Origin of the sequence: Mucilaginibacter kameinonensis (assembly GCF_003675385.1) — a bacterium.
Taxonomy (GTDB): Bacteria; Bacteroidota; Bacteroidia; order Sphingobacteriales; family Sphingobacteriaceae; genus Mucilaginibacter; species Mucilaginibacter kameinonensis.
This window is the reverse complement of the sequence record NZ_RCWZ01000004.1, coordinates 51,967-69,598: the sequence shown is the minus strand read 5'-3', so window position 1 is coordinate 69,598 and position 17,632 is coordinate 51,967. Positions and strand designations below refer to the sequence as shown.

The following is a 17,632-nucleotide window of genomic DNA, read 5'->3' as shown; positions in this document are numbered from 1 at the left end:
GGAATAGAAGAAAGATTGTAAGAATCAGGATATAAGAATCAAGAGTATAAGAATCAAGATCCAAGAATAAAAAGCTTGAAAAACACAATTACAGGCTAAATGATAAAGATCTTGATTCTTTTCTCTTGCATCTTGATTCTTATACTCTTGTATCTTGATTCTCTCCTTACTATATTAGCTAAATACCAATTCGATATGACTATCCCTATATACCAGGCCGACGCGTTTACCGATAAGCTTTTTGGCGGTAACCCGGCGGCAATTTGTCCGCTGAATGAATGGCTGCCCGATGTTACCATGCAAATGATAGCAATTGAAAACAACCTTGCCGAAACTGCTTTTTTTGTAAAGGAAGGGGCCGGTTACAAGCTGCGTTGGTTCACGCCCGAGTATGAGATAGACCTTTGCGGGCATGCTACGCTGGCTTCGGCACACATCTTGTTTTCGGAACTGGGTTATGAGGAGGATACCATTCATTTTGAAACTGTAAAAGCCGGGACGCTTACCGTAAAGTGGGATGGTGATAAGTATACCATGGACTTTCCGTCGAGGCCGCCGATACCAATCGAGGCTCCAAACGGACTGGCCGAAGCGCTTGGCGAAAAGCAGCCCGTAGCGTTTTTGCGCTCGCGCGATTACTTCATTGTTTATGAAACGGAGCAAGACATCAGGGAACTTACACCCGATTTCTTCGCCATGTCAAAAATGGATACCGTGGGTATTATAGCTACCGCTCCGGGCGATAATTCTGATTTTGTGTCCCGCTTTTTTGCCCCCGGAGCAGGCATCCCCGAAGATCCCGTTACCGGATCGGCACACTGCAACCTGATCCCTTACTGGGCAAAACGCCTTAGCAAGGATACGCTGCACGCTTACCAGCTTTCGGCCCGACAGGGCGAGCTCTGGTGTGAACTTAAAGGCGACCGGGTGCTGATGAGTGGTAAGGCAGTTACTTATTTAAAAGGGGAGATAAGGGTTTAAAAATAAAAAAGCGTCATTGCAAGGCACGAAGCAATCCCCGACTTTACAGGGCGAATCTGTATGGCTGCTCTGTCCCTTCGGGATTGCTTCGTTCCTCGCGATGACGTGTTAATAGTAGAAGTCTCCTTTCGCCTTTAACCTTTTCCCTTTCGCCTCAAAATATACTTTCAAAACTCAATTATTTATGATTACTTTGGGGGTTTGGACTGTGCAAGGTACTTAATAAATTAAATGCAGCTTACCCGTTTAGAAATCAAGGGCTTCAAGAGTTTTGGCGATAAAATAACCATCAATTTTAATGAGGGGGTTACCGCTATTGTAGGGCCTAACGGTTGTGGTAAGTCGAACGTTGTTGACAGTATCCGCTGGGTTTTGGGTGAGCAAAGCACCCGGGCGCTCCGTTCGGAGAAGATGGACAACGTTATTTTTAACGGTACCAAGAGCCGTAAATCGGCTAACCTTGCCGAAGTTTCCCTTACTTTTGATAATACAAAAAACATACTGCCTACCGATTATTCGCAGGTAACGCTTACCCGTAAACTTTACCGTACCGGAGAAAGTGAGTACCGCTTAAATGATGTGCAGTGTCGTTTAAAGGATATTACCGACCTGTTCCTGGATACCGGTATCGGCTCCGATTCATACTCAATTATTGAGCTGAGGATGATCGACGAGATCATAACCAATAAGGAAGGATCGCGCCGTAATTTGTTCGAGGAAGCATCAGGCATTTCTAAATATAAGCTTCGCAAAAAGCAAACTTTCAGTAAGCTAAAAGAAACTGAAGCCGATTTGGCCCGTGTTGATGATTTGCTGTTTGAGATTGAAAAGAACCTCAAAACGCTGGAAAACCAGGCCAAGAAGACCGAACGTTACTATCGCTTAAAAGAGCAATACAAAACGCTGAGCATTATGCTGGCCTCGTTCCGGATTGTGGCCTTTAGCGACTCGTTAAAAAAGATAGAGGAGCAGGAGCTTAAACATAAAGCCGAGAAAGGCGATATCATTGCCCAGATTGATACTTTAGAAGCTACCTTACAGCAGCAGAAGCTGGATAGCATTACCAAAGAAAAGAACCTTTCTGTTCAGCAAAAAACAACCAACGAGTTTGTTTCAAAGATCCGCGCTTACGAAAGTGAAAAGAAGATCAAGAACGAACAGCTGAAGTTTCAGCAGGATAAGGAATCGCGTTTAACAGAAGAGTTGGAGCGAGATAAAAACCAGCTGAACCACGTTTTATACAACATTAAACGCTTAAACGAGGAAAAGGCTACCGAGGATGAAAGCTTGCAAGCCATCCAGAGCAAGCTATCCGATTTAAAGGAAGCCGTTGATGAACTACGCGCGCAGCAAAGCGAGGCTCGTAACGAACTTAACGAGCTTAATAATATCAATACCCGCCTGCAAAATCAGGCTTACAAAGCCGAAAAAGACCTGGATATATTACAGATCCAACAGCAGGCATTGGAGCAGGAGAGCCAGCGCAATATGGAAGATACCACCAATAAAGAGGTGGAACTTTCACACTTTAACCAGGTGGTTGCCGAATTGCAATACCGCAAAGAAACGCTTGATGATGAGTTTCAACAGGCCGTTGAGTTTGAAAATAAATTAAAAGAGCAAATTGCCGAAACTGATGTTGAACTAAACTCGGTTAAGGATACCATTATAAAAGAGAGCCGCAGACTGGACGCCAAGCAAAACGAGTACAACCTTACCAAAAGTATGGTTGATAGTTTGGAGGGCTTCCCGGAGTCTATCAGGTTCCTGAAAAAGAATACCGACTGGGCTAAAAATGCGCCGCTGTTCAGCGATGTGCTTTTTTGTAAAGAGGAGTTTCGTGTAGCTATCGAAAACTACCTGGAGCCGCTCATGAACTACTATGTAGTTGAAAGCTACGATGACGCGGTAAAGGCTATAAACCTGCTCAGCAATTCGGCTAAAGGACGTGCAAATTTCTTTGTACTGAACAATTATGCCGATGAAGCCGCAGCACAGGTGAATTTCGAGAGGGTAGATGCAATACCAGCCCTCGGAGTTATCGAGGTTGAAAAACGTTACCTGCCGCTTTGTAATTACCTGTTAAAAGGGGTTTATCTGGTTGATGATGATAAAGAGGGCCAGATCAACAGCGAAGCTTTGCCTCAGGGCGTAACGCTGATTGGTAAAAGCGGTAAGTTCAATAAATCAAAACATACCATGGCCGGTGGTTCGGTTGGTTTGTTTGAGGGTAAGAGGATCGGTCGCGCCAAAAACCTGGAGAATTTAGCCAAGGAGATCCGTGGTATAGAGAACCAGGTAGGTGCTTTCAGAACCAAATCCGAAGAGCTGCAAAATAAGCTCGGCGCTTTACGTGGTTCAACCAAGGCGGCTGAGATCAATGAGCAGCAGATGATCATTAACCGGTTAAATACGGAGCTGATCACCGTGAAAACCCGCCAGGAACAGTATCAAACTTTCATTGAAAACAGCCTTAACCGTAAGGAGGATATCGCCCGCAAAATTGCAGGTATAAAAGATGAAATGGCTGCCCTGCAGCCGCAGCTGGCTGAGCTGAAAACTCAGCGTCAGATTCAAAGCGATTTATTGGCCGATAAACAGATGGCTTTTAACGAGCTCAACGAATACGTATCGGTACAGTCTAACGCCTATAACCAGGAAAATATCCGTTTCCATCAGCAGCAAAACAAGGTGTCGGGTTTAATGAAAGATCTCGATTACCGCGATAGCCAGCAGGAAAATCTGGATACACGAATCCGTCAAAATACCATTGAGCTTGAGAAAGTAAAGGTTGCCATACAGGAAAACCTGAAACTTGCCGATAACTCCGACGATAACCTGTTGGAGATGTACGAGCAGAAGGAAAATTTGGAAAAGGCTACCCAACAAGCCGAGCAAGAACACTATCAATGGCGCGGACTGATCACCGAAAATGAGAATCAGGTAAGCTCATTAAGGCGGAAAAAAGAAAACAGCGAAGTTATTGAGAACGAATTACGTGATCAGCGTAATAATTTAAAGATAGACCTGAACGCGCTGAAAGAACGTCTTTCGGTGGAGTTTAATATAGATATTGAAGACCTGCCCGAAAGCGAAGTGCCTGAAGGTGAAAACGAACAGGACCTGCGCGATAAGGCTGAAAAGCTGAAAAAGCAGCTGGATGATTTTGGCGCTATAAACCCAATGGCGGTTGAGGCTTATAACGAGATGAATGAACGTTATACCTTTATCCAGGCACAAAAGAAGGACCTGAGCGAGGCTAAAGCTTCATTACTGGCCACTATCCAGGAGATTGATGATACCGCCAAAGATAAGTTCATGACCGCCTTTATGATGGTGCGCGAAAACTTTATCAAGGTGTTCCGCTCGTTGTTTAATGAGGAGGATTCATGCGATCTGATCCTGACTGATCCCGATCACCCGCTCGAGTCAGATATTGATATTATTGCCAAGCCAAAAGGCAAGCGCCCGTTATCTATTAACCAGCTATCGGGAGGGGAGAAGACGCTTACTGCAACGGCTATCTTGTTTTCGTTGTACCTGCTTAAGCCGGCCCCATTCTGTATTTTTGATGAGGTTGACGCCCCGCTTGATGATACCAATATTGATAAGTTCAATAACATCATCCGTACCTTCTCCAAAGAGTCACAGTTTATCATTGTGTCACATAATAAACGTACTATTGCCAGTACCGACGTTATTTACGGCGTAACCATGGTTGAGCAGGGAATCTCACGTGTGGTTCCTGTCGATTTAAGGGAACTGGCCGATTAGGGATAAAACATTAGACATAAATAAAAACGTCATTGCGAGGCACGAAGCAATCCCAAACTATACAAGGCGGACCTCTCGCCGTTGTTGGTGTTGCCACCAACAACTTTTTATCCTCGCATGATCTTATTAATCGCTAAAACCGATACGCATAGTGTGAAGTTGTTGGTGACAACACCAACAACGGCAAAAAAGTATGTCATTGCGAGCGCAGCGTGGCAATCTCGTAGCCAATGCATATCCGATCTGTATAGCCATGTCATTGCTTCGTCGTTCCTCCTCGCAATGACATGGCTTTTTTAACTAATGCTAAAGCCGGCGTGCATAGCATAAGGTTGTTGGTGACAACACCAACAACGGCAATAAAAAAGGCGAAAAGCCTTTAAGCCCTTCGCCTTTTGAATATTCCGAAAAAATCTTATTTCTTCTTTTTAAATACCGATGGCGTTTTAAGCATCAGGCCTTTAACCTTGTTGCGGGTAAATTTTTGTTCCATTGTACGTTTTTGATCTGCAGTAAGCACGTTTTTAGAGGAAGTAGCCAGGCTTTGTGTTGTTACCGAACGGGTTATGTATTTACCTGTCGATATATAGCTTAGCGCTTGTGCCAATAATCCTTCTGTAGGGTCGCCAAAATCTTTGGTCAGGTCATCCGTTGCACTGATGCCTTTATAAGGATCTTTTCCGGGTGTCATTCCTGTATAGTAGTCACCGCTGTTGGCCGAATTTCTTGTGGAGAACATAGGCATATACAACTGGTACTTATTGATATCTATACCATAAAAACCAACCGGTTTACCGTAGGTAGTTGAGCCTATTAGTTGAACTTCAAGTTCCGGAATAAGGTTATTGATAGTTAATTCGCTTGCCGATGCCGTGCCGCCGCCAACTATAAAAAATATTCTGCTCAAGTTAAGTGAGCCTTCTTTTTGGAAGTTAACAGTTTGATTGGTTACCGAGAAAAAGCCTTTAGGAATATCATAAAGGTTTTTAAATAGGGTATAGTTGTCACTTGTAAGCTTATCATTAAAATAAGCAGTATACATTTTAGTATTGGTTTTTGCCGATGGTACCAAAAGGTTATCAAAGTATTCGGCAGTTTCTACCGACCCGCCACCATTATACCTTAAATCAATGATCAAATCAGAAATTCCGGCAAAGCTGTTTATGGCCTCCAAAATTTTAGGTTTTGCATTGGTTAAATCGGTAAAGGAATTGAAAACCATGTAACCGGCTTTTTTGCCCGAACCCACATCTAATGTTTTATAGGTAATTACCGGGTTTATGGTGTAATTAGCCGTATTTAATGTTACGTCAATCGTTGTATTATCAGGTTTTGTTAGTGTCATGCTTATGGTTTTGCTGTTGGCATAAGCATTTATAACAAATTGTGTAGTTGTACCGCCATCATCATAAGCGAGATCAGTGCGGCCGTTGATCTTGGTGATCTGGTAGCCTCGTTTAATACCTTTCTGGTCAGCAGGCGAGCCCGGATACACATATTTTATCCGCAAGTCGGTACGGCTTGGGTAGAATACCGAGAAGCCAAAGTCGCCGCCATTACCGCTTAGTTCATTTGATACCGAGCCATCGTCAATAAACGAATATTTGGCAGTACCGGTATTATCGTAATATTCGTAAGGTTGAGAGGTAGCTGGATTTATGGCATATTGCGATAAATGATCAACCTCGCTGCTTAAACCGGTGATGGTATCGCTGCTAACATAATTACGTGGCTGAAAATTTTTATACGTAGGAAGCTGGTTGTACCATAAATAGGTTTCCTGCGGATAGAGATAAACCGAATCCCGTACACGATCAAGCAATGATCCTGTGCTTGACGGCCCTGAGCCATCATCTCCGTTGTTAACCGGTTTGTTTTTTTTACAGGCAGGTAACGACGCAATGGAGATAAGGGCTAAAAAGTAGAGTGTTTTCCGCATAAGCTTGAATTTTAATATTTAAACGCCTGGTTATTAAGTATGTTATAGGTAATGTTATAAAAAGTCTTCCACACTGATAAAGTCAACGCCGCTTGCTTCAGCACAAAGTCTGTCAGTTGCCGAGTTTCCTATCATTACTATTTCTTTACGCTGAAGGCCATGTTCCTGAATAAGCAGGTTTATTACATCAGGCTCGGGTTTGGGCGTTGTTTCTTCGGTAAAATAGCAGCGCAGATATTTTTCCAATCCGTGCCATTCAGTTTGTTTTATTTTATTTACCTGTTCCTGTACGTTGCCATTGGTTACAATGAACAGATTTTTACGGTCGACCACAATGTCCTGCATCAGGGCAAGCACATTTTGGTACAAAAGCAGCTTTAGCGGTAATTTGGCAGTTAGAAGCAGGTTTTCAAACTTATCGCGGTATTGCTCAGCTACCGGAAATTCAACGGCTAAACGATCAAAAGCAACATCCTTTCCTTCAGCTATATACGTATCGGTTAGTACTTTGGTTGCGGCCTTCGCGTCTATCAGCTCAATATATTCAAGCATATTGGCAAACAGGTAGTAAGCCTGAAAGTAGTAATCCTTTGCCGGATAAAGCACATCATCTAATTCAAAAATAAAAGCTGTTTTACGTTTATCAATATCCTTATAGTCCATTAAGCAATTACGTGTAGTTTTATATCGTATTCATTAAAAAGGGTTTCGGCTTTTAGCAGGAGCTCCGCTTCATCGGGCCTTAATAAATAAACCGATTCGATGCCTTTGTCTAAGCAAAGCGTGAGCATTTCATGCGTATAACTTGCCGAAGCAGGTTTAGGCAGCAGGATCATCTGGCCGGTTTTAACCATAAAATCGGGCAGGTCCATGTGATCACCTAAAATAATATTTTTTCCGTCAAGTTTGTTTTTAAGCTGATAGGCTTGTGCTGATGTAGCGGCAGTAATTAAAATGCTCATGTTAGTGGGCGTTAACAATTAAACCATCCTTCATTGTAACCGTACGATCCGACAGGTTTGCAAGATCTTCATTATGAGTAACAATTACAAAGGTTTGCCTGAAATCATTCTTCAACTTAATAAATAATTCATGAAGCTCAAGCGCGTTAACCGAATCAAGGTTTCCTGATGGCTCATCGGCAAAAATAAGCGCAGGGTTATTGATGAGCGCGCGTGCTACTGCTACGCGTTGCTGCTCGCCACCCGATAGCTGGTTGGGTTTGTGGTGCAGCCTGTCTTTCAAGCCAAGCAGGTCAAGCAATTCGGCTGCTCTTTTTTCGGCGTCCGACTTTGATTTGCCTGCTATAAAAGCCGGGATGCAAACATTTTCAAGCGCACTGAACTCAACCAGTAAATGATGGAACTGGAATATAAAGCCGATTTGGCGGTTGCGGAAATCGCTCAATTGTTTATTGTTCAGCTTGTTTAATTCAATACCATTGATAGTTAAAGTGCCTGAATCGGCCTTGTCAAGGGTACCCAATATGTTAAGCAGGGAGCTTTTTCCTGCGCCCGAAGCGCCAACAATGGTCACAATTTCGCCCTTTTGTACCTCAAGGTCAACACCTTTTAATATTTGTAATTGTCCGTATGATTTATGGATAGAATTGGCTTTAAGCATTTGACAAAGGTAACGGATTAGCTGATTTATTTGTTTGGTTGATGGGGGATAATGTGATGCTTTATGCTGAGTTGTGTATCTATGTTAAATATGCGTTTAGTCGCATTTTCTTTTTCCATTCCCCGTAGGGGATACCTGTTTGTAGCAAAGTAATTGTAATGATTTTTTTGCCTCGTTAGAGGCTACCCTTGCAAGTTTGATTTTGTATCGGATGAGAAAGGGTAGCCTCTACGAGGCAAAATTTTAACTGAACATTATGCTGCTACAAACAGGTAGCGCCTACGGCGCATTTAGCAAAGTGTACGGTACTTGGGTTATGTTGATTCATGGCAACCTATTGTAAGTAACAACCTTTTGTAAATACAATGTTATTTACCCAAACAATGGCAAATAAACTGAAACAAGGTGTTTCCTGTTTCAAACAAAATTGTAGCTTTACCGCAAATTCTTCAAAACATGAATATTCACGAATACCAGGGTAAAGCTATATTAAAAAGCTATGGCGTTAGAGTTCAGGAAGGCATTGTAGCCGATACTGTTGAGCAGGCTGTTGAGGCTGCCCAAAAAATGAAAGAAGACTTCGGTTCGGATTGGGTAGTAATAAAAGCTCAAATCCACGCAGGTGGCCGTGGTAAAGGCGGCGGCGTTAAGTTGGCCAAAAACATTGATCAGGTAAAAGAATTATCAGGCAATATTTTAGGTATGCAACTGGTAACACCACAAACCGGTCCGGAAGGTAAAAAAGTTAAGAAGGTTTTAGTAGCACAGGATGTTTACTATCCTGGCGAAAGCGCTGTAAAAGAGTTTTATATGAGCGTGCTGCTTGACCGCGCACGTGGCCGTAACATCATCATGTACAGCACCGAAGGTGGTATGGACATTGAAGAAGTTGCACACTCAACTCCTGAGCTTATATTTAAAGAAGAGATTGATCCTAAAGTTGGTTTACAGGGTTTCCAAACTCGTAAAATAGCTTTTAACCTTGGTCTTGAAGGCGAGGCGTTTAAAGATATGACCAAATTCATTGCGGCTTTATACAAAGCCTATGAAGGTACCGATTCATCGCAATTTGAAATTAACCCGGTTTTAAAAACCTCTGATAATAAAATTTTAGCAGTTGATGCTAAGGTAAACCTTGATGATAACGCGCTTTATCGTCATGCTGATTACGCTGCTATGCGTGATACCGATGAGGAAGATCCAACTGAGGTTGAAGCCAGCAAATCAAACCTTAACTATGTTAAGCTTGATGGTAACGTAGGTTGTATGGTTAATGGTGCCGGCTTAGCTATGGCTACCATGGATATCATTAAAATAGCCGGTGGCGAGCCTGCCAATTTCCTTGACGTAGGTGGTACTGCTAACGCGCAAACTGTAAAAGCCGGTTTCAATATCATCCTTTCTGATCCTAACGTAAAAGCAATCCTGATCAATATTTTTGGTGGTATTGTTCGTTGCGACCGCGTTGCCCAGGGTGTAATTGACGCTTACAAGGAGATCGGTAATATCCCGGTTCCAATCATTGTTCGTTTGCAGGGTACAAACGCTGCAGAAGCAAAAGAACTGATTGATAACTCAGGCTTGAAAGTTTACTCGGCTATATTGCTGAAAGAAGCTGCTGACCGTGTTAAAGAAGTGTTAGCGCTTTAATTTAGAGTTATTGGAGGTTGGTGATCAGAAATTAGTTGCCGATCTTTCAGATATAAAAAGCGGTGAGTTTAGGCTCACCGCTTTTTTTGTGACCATACTCGCCCTTCAGGCGTCATTGCTGTAAGGCACGAAGCAATCACGAGCTGCAGAGGCACTTGCACAGTTACTCTGTAAGTAGGGGATTGCTTCGTGCCTCGCAATGACGTGTGGAGAGAGTAAGGTACAAAAAAAGCCATCGATTTTCGATGGCTTTTAAATATCTTATTGTGGAAGTTTGATTAACCTAAGTATGATTTCAGGATTTTGCTCCTTGAGGTGTGGCGGAGGCGTTGCAAGGCTTTATCTTTGATCTGGCGTACACGCTCGCGGGTCAGGTTGAACTTTTCGCCAATTTCCTCTAATGAAAGCGGGTGATTGGTGCCTAAACCGAAGAACAATACAATGATTTCACGCTCACGCTCGGTAAGGGTCGATAGTGAACGTTTGATCTCTTCAGATAGTGACTCGTTTATCAGGATCGAATCGGTGTTTGGTTCCTGGTTTTCCAGTACGTCAAGCAGCGTATTTTCTTCACCCTGTACAAACGGTGCATCCATTGATACATGACGGCCGGAGTTGCTCAGTGTATCAGAGATCTTATCAACGGTGGTTTCCAATATATCGGCAAGCTCTTCAGGCGATGGCTCACGCTCATACTCCTGCTCAAGCTTAGAAAAAGCTTTACTGATTTTGCTTAATGAACCTACCTGGTTAAGCGGTAAACGCACAATACGTGATTGCTCGGCAATAGCCTGCAATATAGATTGACGGATCCACCATACAGCGTATGAAATGAATTTGAAGCCCTTTGTTTCATCAAAACGTTTTGCAGCCTTAATCAAACCAAGGTTGCCTTCGTTAATTAAATCGCCTAAGGTTAGACCCTGGTTTTGATATTGTTTAGCAACAGATACAACAAAGCGAAGGTTGGTTTTGGTGAGGCGTTCTAATGCCGCCTGGTCGCCCTCGCGGATCTTCTGAGCTAAAATTACTTCTTCTTCAGCAGTTATTAGGTCAACTTTACCAATCTCGTGCAGATATTTGTCAAGCGATTGTGACTCGCGATTGGTAATGGATTGCGTTATTTTGAGTTGTCTCATTTAGTTTCTTAAGCCTCTCTACTCAGTGTTCAGGGAGTAGAACGTGTAAATCTACAAATTTGTTCTAAAAAAATACAATTGGTTAAAGTATTTTGAAAAAAAATATGGCATTAATTAATATTGTAACATGTTGATAGTGAGGGTTTAATTTTTGTTGTGTAAAGATTCTGTGCATGTTTATAATAATAATTGTGCAAATTACCAAGCGGTATGATTTTTGTGGTGATCTTATGACACTCCTTAAACATCCCCCAGTTTAAATGCTTCTTTCATTCTTATTCCTTTTTCTGTCTGCTGTAGTGTACAGCATTCGTTAACCGGGTCGTGTTCAAAATATAATATGTATTCTTTTTCGAGCGCTTCGTTTAAAAATAACTTTTTCTCGGTAAGCGTTTGCAGCGGGAACATATCATAAGCCATTACATAAGGTATGGGCAGGTGTCCTACAGATGGCAGCAAATCGGCCATATACAGGATCTGTTTTCCTTTATAATTAATAAGTGGCAGCATCATGGATTCGGTATGCCCGGATACAAAGCGGATATCAAAATCTTTCATGAAATTGATACCATCTGCCGTGTCAATAAATTTTAGTTGACCGCTTTCCTGTAGAGGTATAATGTTCTCCCTGAAAAAGGAGGCCTTTTCACGCTCGTTAGGGTTTACAGCCCAGTCCCAGTGTTTGGCATTGCTCCAGTAGGTCGCGTTTTTAAAGGCCGGTAAAAGTGCTTCTCCATCTCTTACAACAGCCCCACCAACGTGGTCAAAGTGCAAATGGGTTAAAAATACATCGGTAATATCATTGCGGTGGAAACCCTGGGAAGCCAGGGAGCTATCCATGCTTGCATCGCCATGCAGATAGTAATGGCTGAAAAATTTTTCGCTTTGCTTATTACCAATGCCGGTATCAACTAAAATCAACCTATTTTCATGTTCAACCAGCAGGCAGCGCATGGCCCAGGTACAAAGATTGTTTTCATCGGCAGGGTTGGTTTTATTCCAGATGGTTTTCGGAACAACGCCAAACATAGCCCCGCCATCTAATTTAAAAAAGCCGGTATCGATGGTATGTAGTTTCATTTTTAGTTCATGGTTGATGGTTCATAGATCATGGCTGGATCATAGTTAATGGTTCATAGATCATGGTTTTTACAGATCAGGATCATGATAGTGATAAGGCTAAATTAGGATATTATTTTAAAGATAAGCTGTAGTTATAAGCTATGAAACTAAAAAGCCTCAAACCAAATGCACTGCATTTAATTTGAGGCTTTAAATATGCGTTGTAGCTAATAACTATCAACCGGGCTCTATGAACTATGATCCATAGCCCATGAACCTAAAAACTACAAATGGATACACTCGCCGTAAGCTTCGGCTGCGGCTTCCATTACAGCTTCGCTCATGGTTGGGTGAGGGTGTACCGATTTGATGATCTCATGACCGGTAGCTTCTAACTTACGTGCGGTAACTACTTCGGCAATCATTTCAGTAACATTGTAACCAATCATGTGAGCACCTAAGAACTCGCCGTATTTGGCATCAAATATAACTTTTACAAAACCATCTTTAGCACCGGCAGCACTTGCCTTACCCGAAGCTGAGAATGGGAATTTACCCACTTTAATTTCGTAACCGGCTTCTTTAGCTGCTTTTTCGGTGTAACCAACAGAAGCAATCTCTGGCGAGCAGTAAGTACAGCCCGGGATGTTGTTATAATCAAGCGGGTGAGGGTTTTCACCGGCAATTTTTTCAACGCAGATGATGCCTTCGGCAGAAGCTACGTGAGCAAGGGCCTGACCTTTAACGATATCGCCAATAGCGTAAACGCCTTCAACGTTGGTACGGTAAAAATCATCAACCAATACTTTACCACGATCGGTTTTAACGCCGTTTTCTTCAAGGCCGATGCCTTCAAGGTTTGTTGCAATACCTACCGCAGATAATACGATCTCTGCTTCCAGAGTTTCGGTACCTGTAGCTGTTTTTACAGTTACTTTGCACAGATCGCCGCTGGTATCAACCGCTTCAACATTTGAGCTGGTCATGATGTTGATACCTTGTTTTTTAAGGATACGGTTTAATGCTTTTGATACATCTTCGTCCTCAAGCGGAACGATGTTATCAAGGTATTCAACAACGGTAACTTTGGTGCCTATAGCGTTATAGAAATAAGCAAACTCAATGCCGATAGCGCCAGAGCCAACTACGATCATTGATTTTGGCTGCTGAGGCAATACCATAGCCTGGCGGTAGCCGATTACCTTTTTGCCGTCTTGTTTAAGGTTAGGCAACTCGCGTGAACGGCCGCCTGTAGCTAATATAATGTGTTTCGCGCTGTAGGTTTTAGCGGCACCATCGGCAGCTTTAACTTCTACAACACCTTTGCTTTTCAATTTACCAAAGCCAACAAGAACATCAATCTTGTTTTTCTTCATTAAAAACTGAACGCCTTTGCTCATGCCATCGGCAACGTTACGGCTTCTTTTAACAACTGAAGCAAAGTCAACTTCGCCGGCGCCGTTAATTTTAATACCATAATCGGTACTGTGGTTAAGGTATTCAAAAACCTGGGCGCTTTTTAACAAAGCCTTGGTTGGGATACAACCCCAGTTCAAACAGATACCGCCTAATGATTCTTTTTCGACAATGGCGGTTTTTAAACCAAGCTGGGAAGCGCGGATAGCAGCAACATAGCCACCCGGACCAGACCCAATAACAATTACATCGTAATCCATATTATTATTGATATACTTTAATTTCGTTTCAAAGGTAAATAAGTATCGCGGACTTTTGTGGTTTTTCCGCTGGCCCCTATTTTTTTTCGAAGGCCAAATCTAAGTAAAAAGGGCTGAAACCAAAAATGTACCGCCGGTATATATAGCCCTCTCCGGGATATTTATATCTGCGCTGTGTCATAAAATATGCACTGTTAATTTAACCGTTGAGTTTGCATATGATTTAAACCATATTATTTATCATATTTTCATTGTTTGTGACCATTGTTTTATGGTTTTTGTATTTATGATGTAAAATGTTGATAAATATATAACGATTGTTAACGTTAACTTAACATTAGTGATTGGCTCAATAATTATCTTTGCGCCAATTAATTAAACGTATAATTAAAAAAGCAATTTATGAGGAAGCATTACCTTCTTTTATTACTCCTTATTGGCTTTTCGTTCTTCACTGGTAAGAGCGTATTAGCCCAGGGTGTAACCACCGCCAGCATCAACGGTACCGTTACCGATGCTAAAGGTGCTATCCCCGGTGCAACTGTAACAATTGTACACATTCCAACAGGTACTGTGTATTCAACCGTAACCCGTGCCGACGGTCGTTACAACATCCCTAACTTAAGGGTAGGTGGTCCTTACACCTTCAAAGTAACTTTCATTGGTTACGCCAACTTCGTTCAGGAAGGCATTAACCTTTCAATCGGTCAGGATCAAAGGATCTCTGCTCAGCTTGCAGACAATACTACTTCATTAAAAGAAGTAACTGTTAGAGGCGCTGCTGGTAAAGTGATCAACTCATCACGTACCGGTGCCCGCGAAACTATTAGCCGTCAGCAAATCGAAAACTTGCCGACTATCGCGCGTTCATTATCTGACTTCACTAAATTAACCCCTTCTGCTAACGGTTTGTCATTTGGTGGTCGTTCAAGCACTTTCAACAACATTACTGTAGACGGTGCATTGTTCAACAACTCATTTGGTTTATCAGGTACTTTGGGTGGTCAAACAAGTTCACAGCCAATTTCATTGGACGCGATTGACCAGATCCAGGTTGATATTGCTCCTTATGACGTTCGTCAGGGTAACTTTACCGGTGCCGGTGTAAACACTGTAGTAAAATCAGGTACCAACCAGGTTAAAGGTACTGCTTACTACTACGCCCGTGGTTCAAAATTACAAGGTTACCATGTTGGTCCAACCAACCTTAACGTAACCGACGTTAACTACCACACAGACGGTGTTGCGGTAGGTGGCCCAATCATCAAAAACAAATTATTCTTATTCGTATCTGGTGAGCAGGAAAGAATCACTCAACCACCTTCATCTGTTTATGTAGCAGGTGGTTCAGGTGCAAGTGGTGCTAACGTATCACAGGTACAAGCTTCTACACTTGATGCAATCAAACAAAAACTTGCAACTTTCGGTTATGACCCAGGTGTTTACCAAGGTTACAACTACCGTACTTCAAGCAACAAGTTAACTGCTAAAATCGATTGGAACATCGACAAAAACAACACTTTAAGTGCTAAGTATTTCTACTTAAAATCATTTAAAGATCAGCCTGCAAGTAATTCAGGTATCACTAACGGTGGTGTAGGCTACGGTACTACACGTGCGCCGGGTGTAAACACTTTACCTTTCTATGGTTCAGGTTACACTATCAACAATAACTTTAACATTGGTATTGTTGAGTTGGATACTCGTTTCAGCAATAAAATTTCAAACAAATTTACTGTTGGTTACTCTGCTTTAAGAGACTTCCGTAACTTCCTTGGTAGCTCAGCTATTCCAATGGTTGATATCGGTAACGGTACAAGCGATGCTAACGGTAACGTAGTAACCGCTGCTAACGCAACAGCAACCAGCTTTGGTTCTGAGCTTTACACAGCAGGTAACTTGTTGAATACAAATATTTTCCAGTTTTCTGATGATTTAACCATCTTCTCTGGTAAACATGAGATCACTATAGGTACAAGCAACCAGATCCAGAGCTACACCAACGGTTTCGCTCCTGATTACAATGGTTTGTATACCTATAACTCAGCTTCAGATTTCATAAACGGTTTACCTGCACAGGCTTATACTTTACGTTACTCTGCAGTAGGTAATGATTTCCCTTTTGCTAAAATCAAAGCTTCTATCTACAGCGCTTACGTACAAGATAAAGTACACGTAACTGATAATTTCAGGTTAACTTACGGCTTAAGGGCTGATTATGACGTATTCCCTACTACTTTAGCTGCTAACAGCAATGCTGCTGCTTTAACTTTCCAGGGCGGTACTCATGTTGACGTTTCTAAATTGCCAAAAAACAGGGTTCAATTATCTCCTCGTGTAGGCTTTAACTGGGATGTTAACGGCGATCAGTCAACTCAGGTTCGTGGTGGTTCTGGTTTATTCACTGGTTCTGTACCATTTGTATGGATCTCAAACCAGGCTTCAAACAACGGTTTATTGTTTGGTTCATACACTATTACCAAAGCAAATGCAACTCCTGCTAACGCTGGTCAGTTAATTTTTGATCCAAACGTTAACAAAAACAGGCCTACAAATGCAGTAGCTGCTACTTCTTACGAATTAGACGTTGCTGATCCAAACCTGAAATATCCAAAAATCTGGAGAACAAACTTAGCTATCGACCAGAAATTACCTGGCGGTATCATCGGTACTATCGAAGGTGCTTACACTAAAGATATCCGCGCTATTTATCACCAGAACCTTGTTCTTTCTGATGGTTACAGCACTTTTGCTGGTCCTGAAGGTCAAATCCGTTACGATTCTAAAAACACTACGCCAGCTGCAGCTGCTGCAACTGCGCAAAACCCAGGTATCACTGGTTTATATTACATGAAAAATACTTCAAAAGGTTTTTCATACTTCATTACCGGTCAGTTACAAAAAAGCTTCACCAATGGTTTTGCTGCAAGCTTCGCGTATACTTACACCAAATCGAAAGATGTTAACGACGGTGGTTCAACTGCAAGCACTATCTGGAGCACCAGGTACGTTGCCGGTAACCCTAACGCTGATAACATTTCAAACAGCTCATACGTACAGCCAAACCGTATCATCGCTACAGTATCTTACCGTAAACAATACGCTAAAAACTTAGCTACTACAGTAGGTTTAGTATTTGAAGCTGCTAACAGCGGTGCTATCTCTTACATCACTGCTAACGATCCTAACGGCGACGGTGCTACCAACGACTTAATGTACATCCCAAAAAATCAAGGTGACATCTTGTTAGTTGCTGCTCCAACTGCTGCTAACGGTACTGTTGATACTCGTACTCCGGCTCAAATCTGGAACCAGTTGAATAACTTCATCAACCAGGATTCATATTTAAGTGCACACAGAGGTCAGTATGCTCAAAGAAACGGCGCTATATTGCCAACCTACAAAAGGTTAGACTTGCACTTTGCTCAGGATTTCATGATCCAGGCTGGTAAAACCAAAAACACTTTAGAGTTTACTTTCGACGTAATCAACTTTACCAACTTATTGAACCGCAACTGGGGTTTATATCAAACTTCATACAGTGGCTTCAACAACGGTGCAACTACAGTGTTAAGGTATATGAGCAAAGATGCTACTACAGGCAGGGCTCAGTATTCATTCCCTTATCTTGATGCAAACAATGCAATCCCTGTTACTAAGTCATTCATCAACGATATCAGCACCTTCTCTCGCTTCCAGGCGCAAATTGGTGTAAGGTATATCTTTAACTAAGAATAACTTTAATAACATATAAAAGTCCCGGCCATTTGGCCGGGACTTTTTTGCTT

Annotated in this window: 11 protein-coding genes; 4 read left to right on the top strand and 7 right to left on the bottom strand. The window is 42.2% G+C overall.

The annotated features are described in order from the left end of the window. Nucleotides 1-195 precede the first annotated feature (195 nt). On the top strand, nt 196-981 hold the full coding sequence (locus EAH55_RS18665) for a PhzF family phenazine biosynthesis protein (RefSeq protein WP_121810982.1): 786 nt from the start codon (nt 196-198) through the stop codon (nt 979-981). A 231-nt stretch (nt 982-1,212) separates the two neighbouring features. Continuing rightward, complete coding sequence (gene smc / locus EAH55_RS18660; RefSeq protein ID WP_121810981.1) at nt 1,213-4,755, top strand: chromosome segregation protein SMC; 3,543 nt, start codon at nt 1,213-1,215, stop codon at nt 4,753-4,755. Nucleotides 4,756-5,170: 415 nt separating this feature from the next. Here the strand turns inward: smc and EAH55_RS18655 are convergent, their stop codons facing one another. From EAH55_RS18655 to EAH55_RS18640, 4 genes are read right to left on the bottom strand one after another with little or no spacing between them, the layout of a single operon-like run. Beyond that, nucleotides 5,171-6,694 carry a S41 family peptidase gene (locus EAH55_RS18655; RefSeq protein WP_121810980.1) on the bottom strand — a complete coding sequence of 508 codons (1,524 nt, stop codon included), beginning with the start codon at nt 6,692-6,694 and terminating at the stop codon, nt 5,171-5,173. A gap of 54 nt (nt 6,695-6,748) precedes the next feature. Next, on the bottom strand, nt 6,749-7,357 hold the full coding sequence (locus EAH55_RS18650) for an HAD family hydrolase (protein ID WP_121810979.1): 609 nt from the start codon (nt 7,355-7,357) through the stop codon (nt 6,749-6,751). Beyond that, nucleotides 7,357-7,656 (bottom strand): hypothetical protein, encoded by a 300-nt coding sequence (locus EAH55_RS18645; RefSeq protein WP_112569997.1) that lies wholly within the window; start codon nt 7,654-7,656, stop codon nt 7,357-7,359. Before EAH55_RS18645 ends, EAH55_RS18650 begins: the two co-directional genes overlap by 1 nt. 1 nt (nt 7,657) lies before the next feature. Further along, on the bottom strand, nt 7,658-8,317 hold the full coding sequence (locus EAH55_RS18640) for an ABC transporter ATP-binding protein (RefSeq protein ID WP_121810978.1): 660 nt from the start codon (nt 8,315-8,317) through the stop codon (nt 7,658-7,660). A gap of 456 nt (nt 8,318-8,773) precedes the next feature. On the opposite strand from EAH55_RS18640, the gene sucC reads away from it, so the two are divergent. Then, nucleotides 8,774-9,967 carry an ADP-forming succinate--CoA ligase subunit beta gene (gene sucC / locus EAH55_RS18635; protein ID WP_121810977.1) on the top strand — a complete coding sequence of 398 codons (1,194 nt, stop codon included), beginning with the start codon at nt 8,774-8,776 and terminating at the stop codon, nt 9,965-9,967. Between the two features lie 278 nt (nt 9,968-10,245). On the opposite strand, the gene EAH55_RS18630 is transcribed toward sucC, so the two are convergent. From EAH55_RS18630 to lpdA, 3 genes are all read right to left on the bottom strand, one after another. Then, nucleotides 10,246-11,106, bottom strand: a complete 861-nt coding sequence (locus EAH55_RS18630) for a sigma-70 family RNA polymerase sigma factor (protein ID WP_090466905.1) — start codon at nt 11,104-11,106, stop codon at nt 10,246-10,248. Between the two features lie 240 nt (nt 11,107-11,346). Beyond that, nucleotides 11,347-12,186: an MBL fold metallo-hydrolase gene (locus EAH55_RS18625; protein ID WP_121810976.1), complete on the bottom strand. Its 840-nt coding sequence runs from the start codon at nt 12,184-12,186 to the stop codon at nt 11,347-11,349. 266 nt (nt 12,187-12,452) lie between these two features. Then, nucleotides 12,453-13,844 carry a dihydrolipoyl dehydrogenase gene (gene lpdA, locus EAH55_RS18620; RefSeq protein ID WP_121810975.1) on the bottom strand — a complete coding sequence of 464 codons (1,392 nt, stop codon included), beginning with the start codon at nt 13,842-13,844 and terminating at the stop codon, nt 12,453-12,455. A 402-nt stretch (nt 13,845-14,246) separates the two neighbouring features. Between lpdA and EAH55_RS18615 the strand changes: the two genes are divergently transcribed. Then, complete coding sequence (locus EAH55_RS18615; RefSeq protein ID WP_121810974.1) at nt 14,247-17,576, top strand: TonB-dependent receptor; 3,330 nt, start codon at nt 14,247-14,249, stop codon at nt 17,574-17,576. The last annotated feature ends 56 nt before the right edge of the window (nt 17,577-17,632 follow it).

What these genes read in the sequence shown, in the direction of transcription:
- EAH55_RS18665 (WP_121810982.1), top strand. Translation starts at nt 196, where the DNA reads ATGACTATCCCTATATACCAGGCCGACGCGTTTACCGATAAGCTTTTT.
- smc (WP_121810981.1), top strand. Translation starts at nt 1,213, where the DNA reads ATGCAGCTTACCCGTTTAGAAATCAAGGGCTTCAAGAGTTTTGGCGAT.
- EAH55_RS18655 (WP_121810980.1), bottom strand. Translation starts at nt 6,694, where the DNA reads ATGCGGAAAACACTCTACTTTTTAGCCCTTATCTCCATTGCGTCGTTA.
- EAH55_RS18650 (WP_121810979.1), bottom strand. Translation starts at nt 7,357, where the DNA reads ATGGACTATAAGGATATTGATAAACGTAAAACAGCTTTTATTTTTGAA.
- EAH55_RS18645 (WP_112569997.1), bottom strand. Translation starts at nt 7,656, where the DNA reads ATGAGCATTTTAATTACTGCCGCTACATCAGCACAAGCCTATCAGCTT.
- EAH55_RS18640 (WP_121810978.1), bottom strand. Translation starts at nt 8,317, where the DNA reads ATGCTTAAAGCCAATTCTATCCATAAATCATACGGACAATTACAAATA.
- sucC (WP_121810977.1), top strand. Translation starts at nt 8,774, where the DNA reads ATGAATATTCACGAATACCAGGGTAAAGCTATATTAAAAAGCTATGGC.
- EAH55_RS18630 (WP_090466905.1), bottom strand. Translation starts at nt 11,106, where the DNA reads ATGAGACAACTCAAAATAACGCAATCCATTACCAATCGCGAGTCACAA.
- EAH55_RS18625 (WP_121810976.1), bottom strand. Translation starts at nt 12,186, where the DNA reads ATGAAACTACATACCATCGATACCGGCTTTTTTAAATTAGATGGCGGG.
- lpdA (WP_121810975.1), bottom strand. Translation starts at nt 13,844, where the DNA reads ATGGATTACGATGTAATTGTTATTGGGTCTGGTCCGGGTGGCTATGTT.
- EAH55_RS18615 (WP_121810974.1), top strand. Translation starts at nt 14,247, where the DNA reads ATGAGGAAGCATTACCTTCTTTTATTACTCCTTATTGGCTTTTCGTTC.